A 19,583-nucleotide genomic window follows, 5' to 3' on the forward strand; every position below is an offset into this window, starting at 1 on the left:
GCCTCCCGCCGACCCGGACGAACTCGACGACCTGGTTGCCGACACCGTGCTCGACGGAGCGCACTACGGGGCCTGTTCGTTGCGGGCTGTGTCGGTGCGTGGGGACTCCGCGCGGTACCGGGGTGAGCCGCGTCGCGACTCGTTGCTCACCGCGCGGTTCGGCAGCGGTGAGCAGGCGCTGATCCTCGTGGCGATGGCGAACGGGGCATGCGCGACAACGGGCGCGCACCGGGCGGCGGCCGAGGCCTGTCACTGGATCGGGCGGGCCGTGGGCCGCAGTCATGCCCGGCTCAGCGAGGACATCCTGGCGGCCCGGCGAGGCGATCTGAAGTCGGGGCTGCACCGGCTCACCGACCGCAGTCTCGGCAAGCTCCGCGCCAGCGCGGCCGAGCAGGGCATCGACCCGGAGGAGTACGCGGCCACCCTGCGCTGTCTGCTGCTGCCCGCCGACCCCGAGTGCCGTACCCGTGTGTTCTTCGGCGTCGGCGCGGGCGGACTGTTCCGGCTCAGGGACGGCGAGTGGCACGACATCGAGCCGTCGGTCGGCGACATCGCGGGCGAGCCCGTCGTCGGCTTCGGTTCGCTCCCGCACGAGACGCCCGAGGGCGACCGGCTCACCATGGACCTGGGCATCCCGACGCCCCCGAGCCCGTATGAACCCGCCCCCGAGCCGCCCCGCGAACCCTTCCGCTTCCGCGCCTCCGTCGCGCGCCCGGGTGACACGCTCCTGATGTGCACGGGCGGCCTGGCCGAACCCCTGCGCGGCGAACCGGAACTGTGCAAGTACCTGACCGGCCGCTGGTCGGGCCCCACCCCGCCCGGCCTCGCCGCGTTCCTCGCCGACACCCAGACCCGGGTCAAGGGATACGCCGACGACCGCACGGCTGCCGCCGTTTGGGAGGCTTGACGCCAACTCGTGACCCCAACGCGTGACCCCAACGCACCGCGCCCGTAAGGGTGTTGCTCACTCGGTCCAGGGGCTCCACTGGAGCTGGTAGTACGAGTACCGGGACAGGCCCTCGATGCTGCTGGTGCGGAACGGGCGGCCGTGGTCGTCGATACGGACCGTTCCGGAGCGCCCTTGGGAGGACCAGTCGAGCTCCAGGAACCAGCGGCAGTCGCAGGTCTTGGTCGTCGCGGTGACCAGCAGCACCTCCGGGTCCTCGGAGGAGACCCGGTAGGGCATGCGCACCGCCGGGATCGGGCCGTTCTCGTCGCCGCCGTCGACCGGGCGGGCGATGGGCCGGTTGATGTCCAGGTCGACGGCGAAGTAGCGCGGCGACAGCGCTCCGCCGCAGCCCTGGTCCATGGAGTACGCCTTCCCGGCGACCGGCTCGCCGCGGCCCACCACCCGGACGCGGAGCGCCTCCAGCACCACGGCCGTGCTGGAGCGCCCCTGCACGGAGATCTCCACCAACTGCTCCCGCCCGTGCACCGCCCCCAGCGCCCTGGCCCAGTTCGCGGCGTCCTGCGGCGCCGGCGGCGGAGGGACCTGCTGCGGCGGCTTGTCGATGACGTAGTCATGACTGCAGCCGAGCGCCCACTCATGGGAGTTGGCGGTCCAGGTGAGCGGAACGGCGGCCGTCCCGGTCGGCGTCTCCTCACCACCGGAGGAGCTGCCGCCGGACGGCCCGTTGCCGGAGGCCGCGCCACCGCCGCCGGTGGGCGGCGCCGAGGTGGCCGCCTTGCCACTGACCGACGGTGACGGTGTGGCGGATCCGGAGGAGGAGGGGCTGGCCGACTTGGGCGAGGCGCTCTTCGGTGCGCCGGACGTCGTCGTACGGGTGGGGTCGGCGAGCCGGCCATCGGCCTCCACCGAGGAGCTCCCGTCCGGCAGCGCGGACAGGGTGCCCAGCGTGGCCAGCAGCACGGCGGCCACGGCAGCCGTGGTGACGGTGAGGCGGCGTCGGCGGTACCAGGGGGTGGCGCGGGAAGCGGGGGCGGCATTCGAAGCTCCGGCTGCCGCGGCTCCCGTAGCAGCGGCCACTGCGGCTCCCGCGGCACCGGCCGGCGCCTGCGTCATCTCCGGCTTCCCGGCCGGCCGCTGTCGCGTCGCCACCGCCGCCAGCCACAGCCGGTGCAGCTCCAACCGCTCCTCCGCGGACGCCCCGCACAGCGCGGCGAAGCGTTCCACGGGGGCGAAGTCGAGAGGGACCGCTTCGCCCGCGCAGTAGCGGTGCAAGGTCGAGGTGTTCATGTGCAGGCGGCGGGCCAGCGCGCCGTAACTGCGGTCCGTACGGTCCTTGAGCTGCCTCAGCAGCGCCGCGAACCGGGCGACGTCGTCCTCTTCCGGCACCATTTCCCCCGTATCCCCTCCCGGGACGCCATCCCAGGCACCCCCTGTATCTGCACGTCGGACGGGCTGGGACGGTTCCACCGTCGCCGATGGTGCGTCGGCGGTTGCGTCCGCCCACCGTGACCGCTGATGCTCTGGGTGCCGCACCGACCAGGACCGGGCCGACCACCCGGAGTCGCGGCGGCTCTTGTCATTCACGCACTCACCACGGGGACACCCATGCCCAAGCAGACCCACGCAGGCGCGCTCACCCTACTCGCCCTCACGGGCCTCACGCTCGGTTCCGTACTCACCGCACCGGCCGGCGCGACACCCCGCACGGGGTTCCTCTCGGCGGCCGACCTGCCGCCGCACCCGTCGTCGTCCTGGACCGCCGGCGAGATCACCGACGGCGTCCCGGAGGAACTGCTGCAGTGCCTGGCGGACGCGCTGCCGGGTTACGACTCCCGCTACCGTGAGTTCCACACCGAACTGGACACCAACGCCCGCCAGTTGACGATCGTCACGGGCACGCCCACCAAGGCCAGGGCCCTCGCCACCCGCCTCAACAAGGAGATACGGACCTGCCCCGCCCGCATCGAGCAGCGGGACCCGGAGATCGAGGCCACGCACAAGAACTACGGCACCCTGCCCGTCGAGGAGGGCGCCCGCGTGCACGGCCTGCACACCGCCGCCTCCTGGGGCGCGACGGACATCCACCTCCTGTCGGTCGGCCGGGACGGACGCACCGTCACCGTCGTGGAGTGGTCGCAGCTGGGCGACTTCGACGACGCGCCGGTGAGCGCCTTCAAGAAGACGACCACCACGGCTGTCGCCAAGCTCCACTGAACCTCCACTGAACAACGCCCGACGGCGGCGATTTCAGGCCAGCTTCACGGGCCGGGGGAACCGGTCGGACCCAACTGCCCCACGGCTTCGTCGCGTACGGCGGGATCGGCAGCGCGCCATGGGCAGTTGGGCCGATCCCCTGCAGCCGTGTCCCCGTACGGCGTGCGGCGTACGAAGGACGATCCGGCCTGCCCCAAGGCGGCCTCCACCAGGGTTCATCGACAGCGCGGACGCTGTCGTACGCATGGCCGAACAGCCCGTCGTTGACGATTCCACATGACTGTCGAGTGAGCCAACGGGCATGGATCCCCGTGAACGTGTTCGAGGCAGGAGGGGAACCGACATCGGCACGCAGGCGGGGGTCATGAAGAGGCAGGCACGAGGAGGCGGTCCCACGGCGATCGGGGCCTTCTCGGCTCACACAGTGGAGGAAGAGGCCGACGGCGCCACGGCGCAGCCGCCGCAGTTGCGGCGCAGACTCGGACGCGCGGACCTCACGGCGGTCCCGGAGGCACGCAGGGCACTGCGCGAGCTGTTACGGCACTGGGGCAAGCCCGGGCGGTCCGAGATAGCGGAACTGCTCACCAGCGAACTCGTCACCAACGCCATCGTCCACACGGACAACGACGCGGTCCTGACGGCCGTCGTGGGACCCCGTGGACTGCGGGTGGAAGTACGGGACTTCGTCGCCCGCAGGCCCAGGCTGTGCGTACCGAACGCCGACGACGGTACGCACGGCAGGGGCCTGGTCCTGGTGCAGTCCCTCGCGGACGCCTGGGGCGTACGGCCGCACGGGGTGGGGAAGGCGGTGTGGTTCGAACTCGACCCGGGGGCCGTGTGACCGGCGAAAGGGGGTACGGCCCCGGGCCGTACCCCCTCACGTCGAGTGCGTCCGTTCCTAGCCGAACTGCTGCTCCAGGTCCTTGAGCTTGCGCTCCAGGGAGTCGAGGCGCGGCAGCGCCATCGTGTCGTCCTCCGCGGTGAGGTCCACGGTGATCGGGTCAGAGCTCTGGCGGACGGGCTGCAGGGAGGGCCGTGAGCGCACGGGCGGCAGCTGCTCCGGGGTGGATATGGCAGGCTCCGCGGTGACTCGGTCGGTGCCGCGCTCCATGGCCGGCACCTCCATCGGCCGTCCGGGGCCGCGTCCGACGAAGCCGCGGTGACCCCGGCTGATCGCCTTGAGCTGGGCCCGCTCGACCCGCTCCTGCTCGCGCCGGCGCAGTCGGGCCGCTTCCTTCTGCCGCTTGTCCTCGCGCACCTCGTCGACGGCCTCGTCCAGGCTGCGTACGCCTTCCAGCAGCATCAGCGACCAGGCCTTGTAGGTCTCGCGGGGCGCCCGCAGCCAGCGGACGATACGGATCTGCGGCAGCGGGCGCGGCACCAGGCCCTGCTCGCGCAGCGCGGCCTTGCGGGTCTGCTTCAGCGCCCGGTCGAAGAGGACGGCCGCCGACAGCGACATGCCGGCGAAGAACTGGGGGGCACCGTCATGGCCCAGACCCCTGGGCGCGTGCACCCAGTTGAACCAGGCCGCGGCACCGGCGAACGTCCACACGAGTATCCGGGAGCCGAGCGCCGCCTCACCATGGCTGGCCTCGCGCACCGCGAGCACCGAGCAGAACATGGCCGCGCCGTCCAGGCCGAACGGGACCAGGTACTCCCAGCCGCCGGACAGGTTCAGGTTCTGCTGGCCGAAGCCGACCAGGCCGTGGAAGGAGAGGGCGGCGGCGACCGCCGCGCAGCAGAACAGCAGGACGTAGGAGGCGGTGCCGTAGATGGCCTCCTTGCGCCTGCGGCGCTCCTCGGATCGCTCCCACGAATCGTCCGCGCTCGCATCCTTCCCCGAGGAGCGCTTGCCGCGCGCGAGCACCGCTACCGCCGCCAGCATGCCCAGGAGCAGTACGGCGCCCGGAAGCAGCCAGTTCAGCGATATGTCGGTCAGTCTCATCTGGGGTCCCTTGCATTGGGATAGGGCGTGTAACGCCCGCCATGGTGGCCCAATTCCACCGCCCCTCAGGGGGTTTCGGGGCAAGAGGCCGCCAAGGAAGTGCAAGGGGATGCCCAGGGCGACGTTCTGCTCGAACTGCCGCTTGAGGGGCGGGAGTTGAGTTCGAATAAGACTACCCGTACGGATGGTTCGACGGAAAGTTCCCGCGAGAAGTGAGGAAATTGTGAATCGCCTGTAACCCTGGGGCTGCCGAGCCGCAGTTGATCTTACGGGGTGTGCGGGGGTGTGGCTGTCCGAGGGGTCCTCAACTGGCCGCGTCGGCCAGGAGCTTGACGACGCGGTCCGCGTCGCAGGTGCGCGGGCAGGTGGCGCAGGCGTCCTCGGGGTCCAGCGTGTAGAACATGCAGCAGCTCGCCCGGTCCCGGGTGGGCAGCGGCTCGCCGCCCGGCCCGGTCAGTTCACGGAAGGCGGCGGAGCCGACGTACGGCTTGGTCGCCCCCGGCAGCAGCAGCTCCAGCTCCCGCCTCGCCCGCTCCTGCTCGCCGAGCACTTCGGCGACGTACCAGAGCCCCTCGACGACCTCGTCGGTCGCCATGCCCCACAGCGCCCGTCCGCGCCGCCGCATGCGCGGACCGAACGCCGCGAGCACGGGTTCCAGATGCTCGGCGACGGCCTCCCGCACCTCGCCGCGCAGTGCCTCCTCGTCGGCGACGACACGGGCGCCGGGCAGGGTGGCGGCGGGGTCGCCGGGCAGACAGGCGAAGCTGTGGGCGCGGACGGCCAGGCGGCCGATGTCCAGGTCCGGGACCGTCCGGTCGTACGAGACGTCCGTCACGTGGAAGCGGGGCACCCGGCGGCTCAGGAACCACGGCACGGTGATCAGCAGACAGGCCGGCCAGGCGTACCGGTGCAGACCGAAGCTGGCGACGACATCCGGTCGCGCTCGCTGTCCGTAGTCCCGCAGGACCTGGGCGTCGTCCCAGGCCAGGAACGCATCCAGCCCGGCTCCACCCTCCGCGAGCGCGTCGGCGGCGATCCAGCCGCCGTCCCGGGGGATCTGCTCCCCGGCGCCGAGCTGTGTGATCGGCAGCCCCGGGAGGACCCCGGCCAGACGCGTGTAGGCGTCCGCGAGGGCCGAGCGGGGCACGGGCATACGGGACCGCCGATCTGGTGTGTCTGCGGGCTGGCTGGAGGTAAGCCTTACCTTACCCAACATCATTGAGATGTGAACCGGCCGCTTCTGGCCCTATGGTGCTTGACGGACGAGTAACAACCCGCAGTAATGACCCCAAGTACCGACAAGGCCGGAGGAGGACCCCGTGAGGCAGAGCGCGCAGGGCTCCACGGAGACGGGGCATCCGGAGCGGGCGCGGATGCCGGCCGGCGGACCGCGGGTGCCGCCCCAGCCGCGGGCGGCCGACGTGGACCGGCAGCGGGACGCGGCAGCCGCGCCCGGGCCGGGCGCCGGGGGCGTCCGGGGTGAGCACACCCACAGCGAGACGCCGATTCCGCGTCCTCGCCCCACCGTCCAGCGGTCCTCCGTGCGCGGGCAGATCCTCGACGCCCTGCGCGCCGCGCTGGTCTCGGGCGAACTGACCCCGGGCGAGCTGTACTCGGCGCCCGCGCTCGGCGACCGCTTCGGGGTCTCGGCGACGCCCGTGCGGGAGGCGATGCAGCAACTGGCCCTGGAGGGCGCCGTCGAGGTCGTGCCGAACCGTGGCTTCCGCGTCATCGAGCGCGGCGCCCGCGAGCTGGCCGAGCTGGCCGAGGTCCGGTCCCTGATCGAGGTACCGGTGATGCTGCGACTGGCGCGGACGGTGCCGGTGGAACGCTGGGCGGATCTGCGTCCCCTCGCCGAGGCGACGGTACGGGCGGCCGGCACCGGCTGCCGGGTGACGTACGCCGAGTCGGACCGGGCCTTTCACCGCGGGCTGCTCACCCTGTCCGGCAACGAGCAGCTCGTGCACCTCGCCGAGGACCTCCACCGCCGGGCCCAGTGGCCCTTGGTGGGCGGCCCTGCCGGACGCGGGCGCGCGGAGCTGCTCGCGGACGCGGCGCAGCACACGGCGCTGCTGGACGCGTTGATCTCACGGGACCTGGACGGGGTGCGGGCGCTGGTGGGGGAGCACTTCGCGGGGGCGAGCTGAGCGCACGCGGCGCGGGCCCTGGTCAGCAGCCCGCCCCCGCTCAGCCCGTGACCCCGCTCAGGCCGTCGCCGCCGGTGGCGCAGGGGGCGCCAACTCCCGTGCCAGCCACGTCGGTACGCCCCCCAGCAGCCGGAACAACCGGCGGGCCTCCTCCCGCAGGCGTGACGCCTCCGGCTCCACCTCCGCGTCGGCCAGGGACACCAGCGCCGGCGCCGTACCCACGAGGTAGCCCAACTCCTCCCGGATGCGCAGGGATTCGGTGAAGCCGTGCCGCGCCTCCGCCAACTCGCCGTCCCGCAGGGCGAGTCCGGCCAGATGGCGCCAGGTGAACGACAGCAGGAGAGGGTCGGAGTGGGCCGTGGCGCCCGCATGGGCCCGGCGGTACGCGGCGCGCGCCGCCTGCGGGGAGAGGGTCAGGTTCTCGGCCAGCAGGCCCCGGCGGAAGTCCAGCAGCGCGCGGCCCGGCGCCCCCGGCGGGATCAGCGCCGTCGCCCGGCCCAGCGCGGCCCGTGCCTCGTCCGCCCGGTCCCGGACCGTGTGCAGCGTGGCGGCATAGGCAAGTTGCCCGCGTTCACAAGCGGCCGCGCCCCGCTCCTCGTCGCTGTGGGCCAGCGCCTCGGCCGTACGCAGCCCGTCCTCGGCCTCCTCCCAGCCCTGCTCGGTGTGCAGACACCGTTCGACCAGCAGCGCGGCCCGCTGCAACGCGGAGGCCGGGGTGTCGGGCCGGAGCAGGGCCGCCGCGTCCGCCCAGCACGCGCGGGAGCGCAGCCGCCATACCGCGGTCTGGAGGGGATCGTCACCAGGGGTCGTTCCGAAACCAGACATGGCGGTATGCGCCACATTGCCCTCCCCGAGCGCGCCGTCGAGCTATGAGTGGTGGCGGCATCTCAGCACGAATCGTCGGCCCTGGCCAAGAGGGAGTGTGAAAGTTTTCACTTGCGCTAAACTCGCGCGGCCACTCTGGTCGCCTCAACTCATGCGCAACGCCAGGAAGAAATCGAGCTTGTCCTCCAGGCGGGACAGGTCACGGCTCGTCAATTGCTCGATTCTGCCGACGCGGTAGCGCAGCGTGTTGACGTGCAGGTGCAGGCGGTTGGCGCAGCGCGTCCAGGAGCCGTCGCAGTCGAGGAAGGCCTCCAGGGTGGGGATCAGCTCGGCGCGGTGCCGGCGGTCGTAGTCCCGGAGTGGGTCGAGGAGCCGGGCCGTGAAGGCACGCCGCACGTCGTCCGGGACGAAGGGCAGCAGCAGGACGTGCGAGGCCAGCTCCTGGTGGCCCGCCGCGCACACCCGGCCGGGCCGGGCCGCCGCCACCCGCCGTGCGTGCCGGGCCTCCTCCAGCGCCCCGCGCAGCCCCTCCGCCGAGTGCACGGCCGCGCTGACGCCGAGCGTGACCCGCCCGTCCTCGTCCAGCCCGGCCGCCAGGGGATCCCGCACGGACTCCAGGAGCGCGTCGGCGTGGATCCCCGACTCGGAGCCGTCGTGCTCGGTCGACACCGCCGGGAGGGGTACGAGGGCGATCGCCTCGTCGCCGGTGTGGGCGACGGCGATACGGTCGGAGGGCTCCGGTCCCGTCGACAGCGGGTCGACGAGGATCTCCTCCAGCAGCGACTGGGCGACCGGCCCGCCCTCGATGTCCCCGCCGTCCCACTCCACCCGGGCCACGACCACCTGCCAGTGCGGCGCGGCACCGAGCCCGGGCAGCAGCACCGGCGCGGCCACCCGCAGCCGGGCGGCGATCTCGGCGGGCGCGGCACCGGTCTGCACCAGCTCCAGCACCTCCTGCGCGAGCCGTCTGCGCACCGTACGGGCGGCGTCCCGCCGGTCCCGCTCGACCGCGATCAGCTGGGTGACGCCCTGGAGCAGGTCGAGCCGTTCCTCGGGCCAGTCCCCGGCGTCCGCCGCGACGGCCAGCAGCCAGTCCGACAGCACCGTCTCCCGCACGTCCCGGGCGCCCTGCGGGGAGCGGCCGCTGCTGCGGATCGGGAAGAGCGCGTACGGCGCGGCGCCCAGCGTCACCCGGTGCGGGCCCCGCCGTCCGGTGCGGGCGGCCGCCAGATGCTCGGCCGCCAACTGCGCGCACATGTCGGTGGGCAGCTCGGGCCCGCCCACCTTCGGGCCCGCGATGAGCCGCCCGGTCGGCGACAGCACCCAGGCGCTCAGGTCGAGGTCGGAGCCGAGGAGGTCGAGGACCACGTCCGGCCCGCCGCCCGCGGGGCCCGAGGTCATCATCCGCCGGTGCCGGTCGACCACCGCCGCGAGGTCCCCGGCGCGCTCGCCCGAGACCTGCCGTACGACATGCTCGGTGATCGTCGCGAACGCCACCGACTCGTGGACCGCGAACAGCGGCAGCCGGTGCTTGGCACAGGCGACCACCAGATCGTCCGGGATGTCCCCGAGCTCGGCCTCACCGGCGGCGAGCGCGGCCACGCCGGCCGCCACCAGGATCCGTACGAACGGCTCGGAGTCCTCGGCGTCCCGGCGCCAGGCCAGGCCCGTGAGCACCAGCTCCCCGCCCGAGAGATAGCGGCTGGGGTCCCTGAGGTCGGTGGTCATCACGCCGCGGACGGTGCGGTCCAGCTCGTCCTCGCCGCCGAGCAGCCTGAGGCCCAGCGCGTCGGTGTCCAGCAGTGCGCGCAGCCGCATTCTCGTCGCCGCCGTTCTTTGTCTCGAAATCTACGATGAATCTTGATGGGTCATGGTGGCCGCGGCCAGATCGGCGGGCCGGTGAGCGCCGCTGTGCGCGGTGCTCGCCTGCTTCCGGAGGTGTCCCAGGTCACAAGGGCTGTGACTGACGTTTCCACGGAAAAACGAGGAGGTTACCGGTGACCTCCATTCATACGAATCTACAAGATGACCTCGCTGGCCAGCCAACTCCTTCATGGTTTCCGTGACTGACCGATGAGACGCACCGCACTGTGTACTGACTTCAATCCGCGTTAACAGAACATGAACGAGCCAGTCCCGCCGCACCCGATCTGGCTCGATCAGTACGACCCACGAGACGAAGAAGAGAGCCGGTCATGGACTTCCTTCGCCCCGCCAGCTGGGAGGAGGCGCTCGCCGCGAAGGCCGAGCACCCCACCGCTGTGCCGATTGCGGGTGGCACCGATGTGATGGTCGAGATCAACTTCGACCACCGCCGGCCCGAGTACCTGCTCGACCTGAACCGCATCGGCGAACTCTCCGAGTGGGAGGCCGGCGAGGACACCGTGCGGCTCGGTGCCTCCGTCCCGTACGCCAAGATCATGGAACATCTGCGTCCCGAGCTGCCGGGTCTGGCCCTCGCCTCGCACACCGTCGCCTCTCCGCAGATCCGCAACCGCGGCGGCGTCGGCGGCAACCTCGGCACCGCCTCCCCGGCCGGCGACGCCCACCCCGCGCTCCTCGCGGCCGGCGCCGAGGTCGAGGTCGAGTCGGTGCGCGGCTCCCGTCTCATCCCGATCGACGAGTTCTACACCGGCGTGAAGCGCAACGCGCTCGCCGCCGACGAGCTGATCAGGGCCGTACACATCAAGAAGGCCGACGGCCCGCAGCAGTACTCCAAGGTCGGCACCCGCAACGCCATGGTCATCGCGGTGTGCGCCTTCGGTCTCGCGCTGCACCCCGAGACGCGGACCGTCCGCACCGGCATCGGCTCGGCCGCCCCCACCCCGGTCCGCGCGAAGGCGGCGGAGGAGTTCCTGAACGCGGCGCTCGAAGAGGGCGGCTTCTGGGACAACGGCAAGATCATCACCCCGTCGGTCGCCAAGCAGTTCGCGGAGCTGTGCTCGGGCGCCTGCAACCCGATCGACGATGTCCGGGGCACCGCGAGCTACCGCCGGCACGCGGTCGGCGTCATGGCCCGCCGCACGCTGACCTGGACCTGGGAGTCGTACCGCGGCGCCCGCCGCATCACCGAGGGAGCTGCGTAATGCGTGTGAACTTCACTGTCAACGGCCGTCCCCAGGAAGCCGACGACGTGTGGGAGGGCGAGTCCCTGCTGTACGTGCTGCGTGAGCGGCTCGGCCTGCCGGGTTCGAAGAACGCCTGCGAGCAGGGCGAGTGCGGTTCGTGCACGGTCCGCCTCGACGGTGTGCCGGTGTGTTCCTGCCTGGTCGCCGCCGGTCAGGTGGAGGGCCGCGAGGTCGTCACGGTCGAGGGCCTGGCGGACTACGCCAAGCAGCGTTCCTGCGGCGACTCCTGTGGCACCTCGCTCGACGAGGCCAAGGGATGGCAGGCCAAGGGCACGGACTCGCAGACCGGCGAGGGCACCGGCTCATCCCCGCGCGCAGCGCTCTCTCCGATCCAGCAGGCGTTCATCGACGCCGGCGCCGTCCAGTGCGGCTTCTGCACGCCGGGTCTGCTGGTCGCCGCCGACGAGATGCTGGAGAGCAACCCGAACCCGACCGACGCGGACATCCGCGAGGCGCTGTCGGGCAACCTGTGCCGCTGCACCGGCTACGAGAAGATCATGGACGCGGTCCGGCTGGCAGCTGCCCGGCAGGGAGAGGCGGTCTAGCACCATGCCCACCAACGGCGCTCCCATCGGCGCTCCCACCAAGGTCACCCAGGGCTCCCACACCAAGGGCGGCATCGGCGAGTCCACACTCCGCCCGGACGGCACCCTCAAGGTCACCGGTGAGTTCGCGTACTCGTCCGACATGTGGCACGAGGACATGCTCTGGGGCCAGATCCTGCGCTCCACGGTCGCGCACGCCGAGATCGTGTCCATCGACACGGGCGAGGCCCTCGCGACGCCGGGCGTGTACGCCGTCATGACGTACGACGACCTGCCGACCGACGTGAAGAACTACGGCCTGGAGATCCAGGACACCCCTGTCCTGGCCCACGGCAAGGTCCGCCACCACGGCGAGCCCGTCGCGATCGTCGCCGCCGACCACCCGGAGACCGCGCGCCGCGCCGCCGCCAAGATCAAGGTGGAGTACCGGGAGCTGCCGGTCATCACGGACGAGGCGTCCGCGACCGGGCCGGACGCGATCCTCGTCCACGAGGGCCGCGACGACCACCACTTCGGCCATGTCCCGCACCCGAACATCGTGCACCGCCAGCCGATCGTACGAGGGGACGTCGCCGCGGCCCGGGAGCGGGCCGACGTCGTCGTGGAGGGCGAGTACACCTTCGGCATGCAGGACCAGGCCTTCCTCGGCCCCGAGTCGGGCCTCGCGGTCCCGGACGAGGACGGCGGCGTCCACCTCTACATCGCCACCCAGTGGCTGCACAGCGACCTGCGGCAGATCGCCCCGGTCCTCGGCCTGCCCGAGAGCAAGGTCCGTATGACGCTGTCCGGTGTCGGCGGCGCGTTCGGCGGCCGTGAGGACCTGTCGATGCAGATCCACGCCTGTCTGCTCGCGCTGCGCACCGGCAAGCCCGTCAAGATCGTCTACAACCGTTTCGAGTCCTTCTTCGGGCACGTCCACCGTCACCCGGCGAAGCTGTACTACGAGCACGGCGCGACCAAGGACGGCAGGCTCACCCACCTGAAGTGCCGGATCGTCCTGGACGGCGGCGCCTACGCGTCGGCCTCCCCGGCGGTCGTCGGCAACGCCGCGTCGCTGAGCGTCGGTCCGTACGTGGTCGACGACGTCGACATCGAGGCGATCGCCCTCTACACCAACAACCCGCCCTGCGGCGCCATGCGCGGCTTCGGCGCGGTCCAGGCGTGCTTCGCCTACGAGGCGCAGATGGACAAGCTGGCCGCCAAGCTCGGCATGGACCCGGTGGAGCTCCGCCGGCTCAACGCCATGGAGCAGGGCACGATCATGCCGACCGGCCAGCCGGTCGACTCCCCGGCGCCGGTCGCCGAACTCCTGCGCCGCGTCAAGGCGATGCCGATGCCGCCGGAGCGCCAGTGGGAGAGCAGCGAGGGCTCGGACGTACGGCAGCTGCCCGGCGGTCTGTCCAACACCACGCACGGTGAAGGCGTCGTACGCGGTGTCGGCTACGCCGTCGGCATCAAGAACGTCGGCTTCTCCGAAGGCTTCGACGACTACTCGACCGCTCGGGTGCGGATGGAGGTCGTCGGTGGTGCGCCGGTGGCCACCGTGCATACGGCCATGGCGGAGGTCGGCCAGGGCGGCGTCACCGTCCACGCGCAGATCGCCCGCACCGAGCTGGGCGTCGCGCAGGTGACCATCCGTCCGGCGGACACTCAGGTGGGCTCGGCGGGTTCGACGTCGGCCTCGCGCCAGACGTATGTCACGGGCGGCGCGGTGAAGAACGCGTGCGAGCTGGTCCGGGAGAAGGTGCTGGAGATCGGCCGCCGCAAGTTCGGTACGTACCACCCGGCTTGGGCGACCGCCGAGCTGCTCCTGGAGGGCGGCAAGGTCGTCACCGACGGCGGCGAGGTACTGGCCGACCTGGTGGACGTCCTCGAAGGCGAGACCGTCGAGGTCGAGGAGGAGTGGCGGCACCGGCCCACCGAGGCCTTCGACCTGCGCACCGGCCAGGGCAACGGCCACGTCCAGTACAGCTTCGCCGCGCACCGCGCCGTCGTCGAGGTCGACACCGAGCTGGGCCTGGTCAAGGTCATCGAGCTGGCCTGCGCCCAGGACGTCGGCAAGGCCCTCAACCCGCTGTCCGTGATCGGCCAGATCCAGGGCGGCACGGTACAGGGCCTGGGCGTCGCGGTGATGGAAGAGATCATCGTCGACCCCAAGACGGCCAAGGTCAGGAACCCCTCCTTCACCGACTACCTGATCCCCACCATCCTCGACACCCCGACCATCCCGGTCGACGTCCTCGAACTCGCCGACAACCACGCCCCCTACGGACTCCGCGGCGTCGGCGAAGCCCCCACACTGTCCTCAACTCCAGCCGTCCTCGCGGCAATCCGCAACGCGACGGGCCTGGAGCTGAACAGAACGCCGGTACGCCCGGAACACCTCACGGGCACGGCGTAAGCGGCACGTCATCACGCCGCTGCCGTCGCGGGCAGTCGTGCCGCAGGGCGGCACGGGTGGGCGCGACGGCACCCCGACGCCGGGCAACGGCTCACCCACGCCCACCCCGACGCCGGTCAAGTCCAGCACCACGCACACGCATCGTTCGTCTCGGGCCGTCCCCCGGGTCGTGCGGCCGAAGCACCTTCCCAAATCCCGTAGCCGCCGCCCCGGCGGTTCCCCATACGGGTGTCCCTATGAACCTTGGGAGCAGGCCCACATGACCCAGCAGTCACTTGAGCCGAGGACCACAGCCGAAGACGCGGGCGAAGGCACCCGCATCCCGGCCGGCAGGTCATGGCTCGACCGGTACTTCCACATATCCAAGCGAGGATCCACCGTCGCACGAGAGGTCCGCGGCGGCGTCACCACCTTCATGGCGATGGCGTACATCCTCCTCCTCAACCCCCTGATCCTGTCCGGCAAGGACGCGGCAGGGGACACGCTCGCCCAGCAGGCCCTCATCACCGCGACCGCGTTCGCGGCGGCCTTCACCACGCTGCTGATGGGCTTCTTCGGCAAGGTGCCGCTCGCCCTCGCCGCCGGCCTCTCCGTCTCCGGCGTCCTCGCCTCACAGGTCGCCCCGCAGATGACGTGGCCGCAGGCCATGGGCATGTGTGTGATGTACGGCGTGGTCATCATGCTGCTGGTCGTCACGGGCCTCCGCGAGATGATCATGAACGCGATCCCGCTGGCGCTGAAGCACGCGATCACCATGGGCATCGGCCTGTTCGTCGCCCTGATCGGCTTCTTCAAGGCCGGTTTCGTGCACCAGGGCGAAGGGACCCCTGTCACCCTCGGCCCGGCCGGTGAACTGGCGGGCTGGCCGGTGCTGCTCTTCGCGGTCACCCTGCTCGCGATCTTCATGCTCCAGGCGCGCGGCATCCCCGGTGCGATCCTGATCGGCATCGTCGGCGGTACCGTTCTCGCCGTCGTCCTCAACGCCCTTGATGTCATCGACCCGAAGCAGTGGGCGAGCGGCGCACCCGAACTGCACGGCGGCGCGGTCTCCATGCCCGACTTCTCGATCTTCGGCAATGTCGAGTTCGGCGGGTGGGGGCAGGTCGGCGCGATGACGGTCGGCATGATCGTGTTCACGCTCGTGCTCGCCGGGTTCTTCGACGCGATGGCGACGATCATCGGCGTCGGCACCGAGGCCAAGCTGGCCGACGACAAGGGCCGGATGCCGGGCCTGTCCAAGGCACTGTTCATCGACGGCGCGGGCGGCGCGATCGGCGGTGTGTCCGGCGCCTCGGGCCAGACCGTGTTCGTGGAGTCGGCGACGGGCGTCGGCGAGGGAGCCCGTACGGGCCTGTCCTCGGTCGTCACCGGCCTGTTCTTCGCGGCCTGCCTCTTCTTCACCCCGCTCACGGCGATCGTGCCGGGCGAGGTCGCGGCGGCGGCCCTGGTGGTGATCGGCGCCATGATGATGATGAACGCGCGGCATGTGGACTGGGCGGACCGGGCCACCGCGATCCCGGTCTTCCTGACCGTCGTCATCATGCCGTTCACGTACTCGATCACCGCCGGTGTCGCCGCCGGCGTCATCTCGTACGTCGCCATCAAGATCGCTCAGGGCAAGGCGCGGGAGATCGGGGCATTCATGTGGGCCCTCACAGGCATCTTCCTGGTCTTCTTCGCCCTCAATCCCATAGAGAGCTGGATGGGCGTGCACTAGGCACGTCCCCACACAATCGCTGTAAGGAGACCGAGAGATGCTGGACATCGCCGAAGAGCTGCACCGGTGGGTCGAGCAGGGACGTGACTTCGCCGTGGCCACCGTGGTGGCCGTCGGCGGCAGCGCGCCCCGCCAGCCCGGCGCCGCCCTCGCGGTGGACGCCGACGGCACGGCGATCGGCTCGGTCTCCGGCGGCTGTGTGGAGGGCGCGGTGTACGAACTGTGCCAACAGGCGCTGCAGGACGGGGAGTCGGTCCTGGAACGCTTCGGCTACAGCGACGAGGACGCCTTCGCCGTAGGCCTGACCTGCGGCGGCATCATCGACATCCTCGTCACCCCGGTCCGGGCGGGCGACCCCGTCCGCCCGGTGCTCGCGTCCGCGCTCACCGCCGCCGCGCGCGGGGAGGCGGCGGCGGTGGCCCGGATCGTCTCCGGCCCGCCGGAGCTGATGGGCCGGGCCCTGCTGATCCACCCCGAGGGCCCGTACGACGGCGGCTTCGGCGCCCACCCCGAACTGGACCGCACGGTCGCCGAGGAGGCCCGCGCCTTCCTGGACGCGGGCCGCACCGGCACCCTGGAGATCGGCGAGCAGGGTTCGCGCTGCGGAGCCCCCCTCACGGTCCTGGTGGAGTCCTCGGTCCCGCCGCCCCGGATGATCGTCTTCGGCGCGATCGACTTCGCGTCGGCGCTGGTCCGCATCGGCAAGTTCCTGGGCTACCACGTGACGGTGTGCGACGCCCGCCCCGTCTTCGCCACGCGGACCCGCTTCCCCGAGGCCGACGAGATCGTCGTCGAGTGGCCGCACACGTACCTGGAGGGCACGCAGGTCGACGGCCGCACGGTCCTGTGCGTCCTGACCCACGACGCCAAGTTCGACGTACCCCTGTTGACGCTGGCGCTCCGGCTCCCGGTCGCCTACGTCGGCGCGATGGGCTCCCGCCGCACCCACCTCGACCGCAACGAACGCCTCCGCGAAGTCGGCGTGACCGAGCTGGAGTTGGCCCGGCTGCGCTCCCCGATCGGCCTCGACCTCGGCGCCCGTACCCCCGAGGAGACGGCCCTGTCGATCGCCTCCGAGATCGTCGCGGCCCGCCGCGGCGGCAGCGGCGTCTCCCTCACCGGCGCCCACACGCCGATCCACCACGACGTGACGTCGGCGTCGGAGCCGACGGGGCGGATCGGGTCGGTAGCCTGACCGCATGCCCGTCATCGACGTATGGATGCAGCACCCGACACTCCGGCACGCCAACCACGAGATGTTCGAGTCCCTGCGCCGCTGGACGGGCATGGAGCGGCTCAAGGAGCCACTGCCGGTCAAGGCGACGGTGGCCGCGATGGCCGCCGCCGACGTCGAGATCGGCCTGGCCACCGCCTGGTACGGCCCTCAGGGACCGCTGATCAGCAACGACGAGGTGGCCGAGTTCGTCGCCCAGTCGGACGGCAGACTGCGCGGCGTGGCCGGCGCGGACCTCACCCGCCCCGTCGAGGCGGTGCGCGAACTGCGCCGAGCCGTGACGGAACTCGGCTTCGTCGCCCTGCGCATCGTCCCCTGGCTCTGGCAACTCCCGCCCACCGACCGGCTGTACTACCCCCTCTACGCCGCCTGCGTCGACCTCGGCATCCCCTTCTGCACCCAGGTCGGCCACACCGGCCCGCTGCGCCCCTCCGAGACGGGCCGCCCCATTCCGTACGTCGATCAGGTCGCCCTCGACTTCCCCGAACTGACCATCGTGTGCGGGCACATCGGCTACCCGTGGACCACGGAGATGATCGCGGTCGCCGACAAACACGCCAACGTCTACATCGACACCAGCGCCTACACTGCCCACCGCTACCCGCCCGAACTGATCGCCTACCTGCGCGGCCGGGGCCGCGGCAAGGTGCTGTTCGGCTCCAACTACCCGATGATCACGCCGAGTCGGGCGCTGGAACACCTCCCCGAGCTCAACCTGGACGACGAGACCACCGAACTGTTCCTGTCCGGCAACGCGCGACGCGTCTTCAGGCTCTGAAAGTGCGGATCCCCGTCACTGCCACCTGAGCAACCGATTCACCGCCCGCCCGAACACATACCGCGCCGCCCGCTTCACCACCGGATCGAAGACCCCGGGCAGCAGCCGCACCCCCAGTTCCTCGCGCCAGACGACGCGCGCCCGGCCACCCGGCCCCGGACGTACCTCGAGTTCCGCCCAGCCGGTGATCACGCGGCCCCGCTTCTCCAGGCGGCACAGGCCCGGGGTTTCGTCGCCCGGTGGGTGCCACACGGTGACCTCCATGCGGTCGTCGAAGGCGAGGGGGCCGAGGCCGGAGCGGGCGACGAACACCGTGCCCTCCCCGGTGGGGGGTGGGGTGATGACGGTGACCCGGGTCAGCGGTACGACCTCGCCGTGGCGGGGCCATTCGGTGAGGCGGCGCCAGGCCTCGGGGAGGGGGAGGGGGGCGGTGCGTTCGAGCAGGAAGTTGACCACGCAATGATCGTAGGGAAGCCGACCGTGAATTCCCGTCCCATCCTGTCCCGACTTCCCGCACGTGCCGGTGTTGTGGAGGGATGGCCCGCTAAGCAGCATTGGCGAAGTCCGGTGCGTTAAGGGGCGCGGGGAACTGCGCGACCAGCCTCCACCGGCCCGCAGGCTTATGGCCGTTCTTCCAGCGGAGCGCTTAGCATGCCCCCATAGGCGGGCAATCCGCCCGCCCTCAGGGGGAGTTGTTCGTCATGCCGCTGAAGGCCTACGGCGTACTGATCACACGTGCGGTCGACACCCGGCGCGAGGGCGCCGACGACACGCCGCACTACCAGATACATCTCACCGACGACGCGGGCACGCACTACCGCGCCGCCGTCAACGTCCTGTCGCAGGAGCGGCCCAGCGAGCTGCTGTACCTCGTCGACGAGGACTTCCGGCACCCCGTCACGGACCGGCTGGAAGGCCTCACCAGCGGCTGGAACACCCTGCCGGCCGGACCCGGCGGCCCGAACCTCGACTTCGTCCGCGGCACCCTCTTCGACCCGGCGCGGATGCGCCCGCTGCCGCCGGACGCGGAAGGGCCCGACAACGACCTCGCCGACGTCCTCGACCACTATGTGCGGCGCGCGGTCGACAACCCGGAGGCCCGGCTGTACGTCTTCGGTGAGCGCTGGGGGCCCGAGAACGGCGCCCAGGACAAGGTGTTCGGCTTCCGGCCCGGCAACGGCGTCCACGACATCCATATGAACCAGGGCAACAGCCGCCGCTTCCGGGGCGACGACGGGGTGTGGCAGGACGGCGGGATTCTGATCCACTTCCCCGGGCAGTCGCGCTGGGTCGGGATCTTCCTCGCCTTCCAGAGCCAGTCCTGGCACACGGACGACATCACCGGCCACGCCCTGGAAGGCGCCGACGGTACGCGCCCCGAGCCCGGCGGTCAGCGGGTGCGGGTCATCGCCGCGCTGGTCAACCCCAGGGGCCCGGCGCCCGAGGCGGAGACGGTGACGCTGCTCAATGCCTCGCCGGACCCCGTCGACCTCACCGGCTGGCGCATCACCGACCGTCTGGGACACGGCTCCCCGGTACCGCCCGGCCCGCTGGCCCCCGGGGCCTTCCTGTCCGTCCCCCTCTCGGCGGACGGCGCCCGACTCGGCAACAACGGCGGCGAGATCAACCTCCTCGACGCGGGCGGCCTGAAGGTGCACGGCGTTTCGTACACCGGGCAGCAGGGGGGACGTGAGGGCTGGACCGTGGTGTTCTGACGACCCGACGACGTGTCGCCACCG

General features: G+C 71.6%; 17 protein-coding genes. 11 read left to right on the forward strand and 6 right to left on the reverse strand.

Annotated features, from left to right (window positions below; genetic code table 11):
• Positions 1 to 907, forward strand: a 907-nt coding sequence (locus ACTWQO_RS13665) for a protein phosphatase 2C domain-containing protein (RefSeq protein ID WP_443237550.1), incomplete at its 5' end; no start/stop codon positions are given.
• Positions 908 to 964: 57 nt separating this feature from the next.
• Here the strand turns inward: ACTWQO_RS13665 and ACTWQO_RS13670 are convergent.
• Complete coding sequence (locus ACTWQO_RS13670) at positions 965 to 2,299, reverse strand: helix-turn-helix domain-containing protein (protein ID WP_443237551.1); 1,335 nt, start codon at positions 2,297 to 2,299, stop codon at positions 965 to 967.
• A 216-nt stretch (positions 2,300 to 2,515) separates the two neighbouring features.
• Here ACTWQO_RS13670 and ACTWQO_RS13675 point away from each other — a divergent pair, with 216 nt between their 5' ends.
• Entirely contained in the window at positions 2,516 to 3,124 is a 609-nt protein-coding gene (locus ACTWQO_RS13675; protein WP_443237552.1) for a hypothetical protein, read from the forward strand.
• 364 nt (positions 3,125 to 3,488) lie between these two features.
• On the forward strand, positions 3,489 to 3,965 hold the full coding sequence (locus ACTWQO_RS13680; RefSeq protein WP_443237553.1) for an ATP-binding protein: 477 nt from the start codon (positions 3,489 to 3,491) through the stop codon (positions 3,963 to 3,965).
• 57 nt (positions 3,966 to 4,022) lie between these two features.
• Here ACTWQO_RS13680 and ACTWQO_RS13685 read toward each other — a convergent pair whose 3' ends face one another.
• Both ACTWQO_RS13685 and ACTWQO_RS13690 read right to left on the reverse strand, forming a co-directional pair.
• Entirely contained in the window at positions 4,023 to 5,069 is a 1,047-nt protein-coding gene (locus tag ACTWQO_RS13685) for a DUF2637 domain-containing protein (RefSeq protein WP_443237554.1), read from the reverse strand.
• 304 nt (positions 5,070 to 5,373) lie between these two features.
• Entirely contained in the window at positions 5,374 to 6,222 is an 849-nt protein-coding gene (locus tag ACTWQO_RS13690; RefSeq protein WP_443237555.1) for a (2Fe-2S)-binding protein, read from the reverse strand.
• Positions 6,223 to 6,388: 166 nt separating this feature from the next.
• On the opposite strand from ACTWQO_RS13690, the gene ACTWQO_RS13695 reads away from it, so the two are divergent.
• Entirely contained in the window at positions 6,389 to 7,216 is an 828-nt protein-coding gene (locus tag ACTWQO_RS13695) for a GntR family transcriptional regulator (RefSeq protein ID WP_443237556.1), read from the forward strand.
• A gap of 57 nt (positions 7,217 to 7,273) precedes the next feature.
• Here the strand turns inward: ACTWQO_RS13695 and ACTWQO_RS13700 are convergent, their stop codons facing one another.
• Positions 7,274 to 8,041, reverse strand: coding sequence for a hypothetical protein (locus tag ACTWQO_RS13700; RefSeq protein ID WP_443237557.1), 768 nt, complete (start codon positions 8,039 to 8,041; stop codon positions 7,274 to 7,276).
• A gap of 144 nt (positions 8,042 to 8,185) precedes the next feature.
• On the reverse strand, positions 8,186 to 9,859 hold the full coding sequence (locus ACTWQO_RS13705; protein WP_443237558.1) for a PucR family transcriptional regulator: 1,674 nt from the start codon (positions 9,857 to 9,859) through the stop codon (positions 8,186 to 8,188).
• Between the two features lie 377 nt (positions 9,860 to 10,236).
• On the opposite strand from ACTWQO_RS13705, the gene ACTWQO_RS13710 reads away from it, so the two are divergent.
• The 6 genes from ACTWQO_RS13710 to ACTWQO_RS13735 all read left to right on the forward strand — a co-directional run bounded on the left by ACTWQO_RS13710 (position 10,237) and on the right by ACTWQO_RS13735 (position 17,844).
• The gene (locus ACTWQO_RS13710) at positions 10,237 to 11,127 is read left to right on the forward strand and encodes an FAD binding domain-containing protein (protein WP_443237559.1); all 891 of its coding nucleotides are present in this window, start codon (positions 10,237 to 10,239) and stop codon (positions 11,125 to 11,127) included.
• Positions 11,127 to 11,714, forward strand: coding sequence for a (2Fe-2S)-binding protein (locus tag ACTWQO_RS13715; protein ID WP_443237560.1), 588 nt, complete (start codon positions 11,127 to 11,129; stop codon positions 11,712 to 11,714). The genes ACTWQO_RS13710 and ACTWQO_RS13715 overlap by 1 nt, the downstream gene beginning before the upstream one ends.
• Positions 11,715 to 11,718: 4 nt before the next feature.
• The gene (locus ACTWQO_RS13720) at positions 11,719 to 14,115 is read left to right on the forward strand and encodes a xanthine dehydrogenase family protein molybdopterin-binding subunit (RefSeq protein WP_443237561.1); all 2,397 of its coding nucleotides are present in this window, start codon (positions 11,719 to 11,721) and stop codon (positions 14,113 to 14,115) included.
• Positions 14,116 to 14,374: 259 nt separating this feature from the next.
• The gene (locus tag ACTWQO_RS13725; protein ID WP_443237562.1) at positions 14,375 to 15,832 is read left to right on the forward strand and encodes an NCS2 family permease; all 1,458 of its coding nucleotides are present in this window, start codon (positions 14,375 to 14,377) and stop codon (positions 15,830 to 15,832) included.
• 37 nt (positions 15,833 to 15,869) lie between these two features.
• Positions 15,870 to 17,027, forward strand: a complete 1,158-nt coding sequence (locus ACTWQO_RS13730) for an XdhC family protein (RefSeq protein ID WP_443237563.1) — start codon at positions 15,870 to 15,872, stop codon at positions 17,025 to 17,027.
• 4 nt (positions 17,028 to 17,031) lie between these two features.
• Positions 17,032 to 17,844: an amidohydrolase family protein gene (locus ACTWQO_RS13735; protein ID WP_443237564.1), complete on the forward strand. Its 813-nt coding sequence runs from the start codon at positions 17,032 to 17,034 to the stop codon at positions 17,842 to 17,844.
• A 15-nt stretch (positions 17,845 to 17,859) separates the two neighbouring features.
• Here the strand turns inward: ACTWQO_RS13735 and ACTWQO_RS13740 are convergent, their stop codons facing one another.
• Positions 17,860 to 18,300 (reverse strand): SRPBCC family protein, encoded by a 441-nt coding sequence (locus ACTWQO_RS13740; RefSeq protein WP_443237565.1) that lies wholly within the window; start codon positions 18,298 to 18,300, stop codon positions 17,860 to 17,862.
• Between the two features lie 245 nt (positions 18,301 to 18,545).
• Between ACTWQO_RS13740 and ACTWQO_RS13745 the strand changes: the two genes are divergently transcribed.
• A complete protein-coding gene (locus ACTWQO_RS13745) occupies positions 18,546 to 19,559 on the forward strand; it encodes a DUF2278 family protein (protein WP_443237566.1) in 1,014 nt (337 codons plus the stop codon).
• The last annotated feature ends 24 nt before the right edge of the window (positions 19,560 to 19,583 follow it).

This window comes from Streptomyces sp. 4N124, assembly GCF_052245395.1.
Classification (GTDB): domain Bacteria; phylum Actinomycetota; class Actinomycetes; order Streptomycetales; family Streptomycetaceae; genus Streptomyces.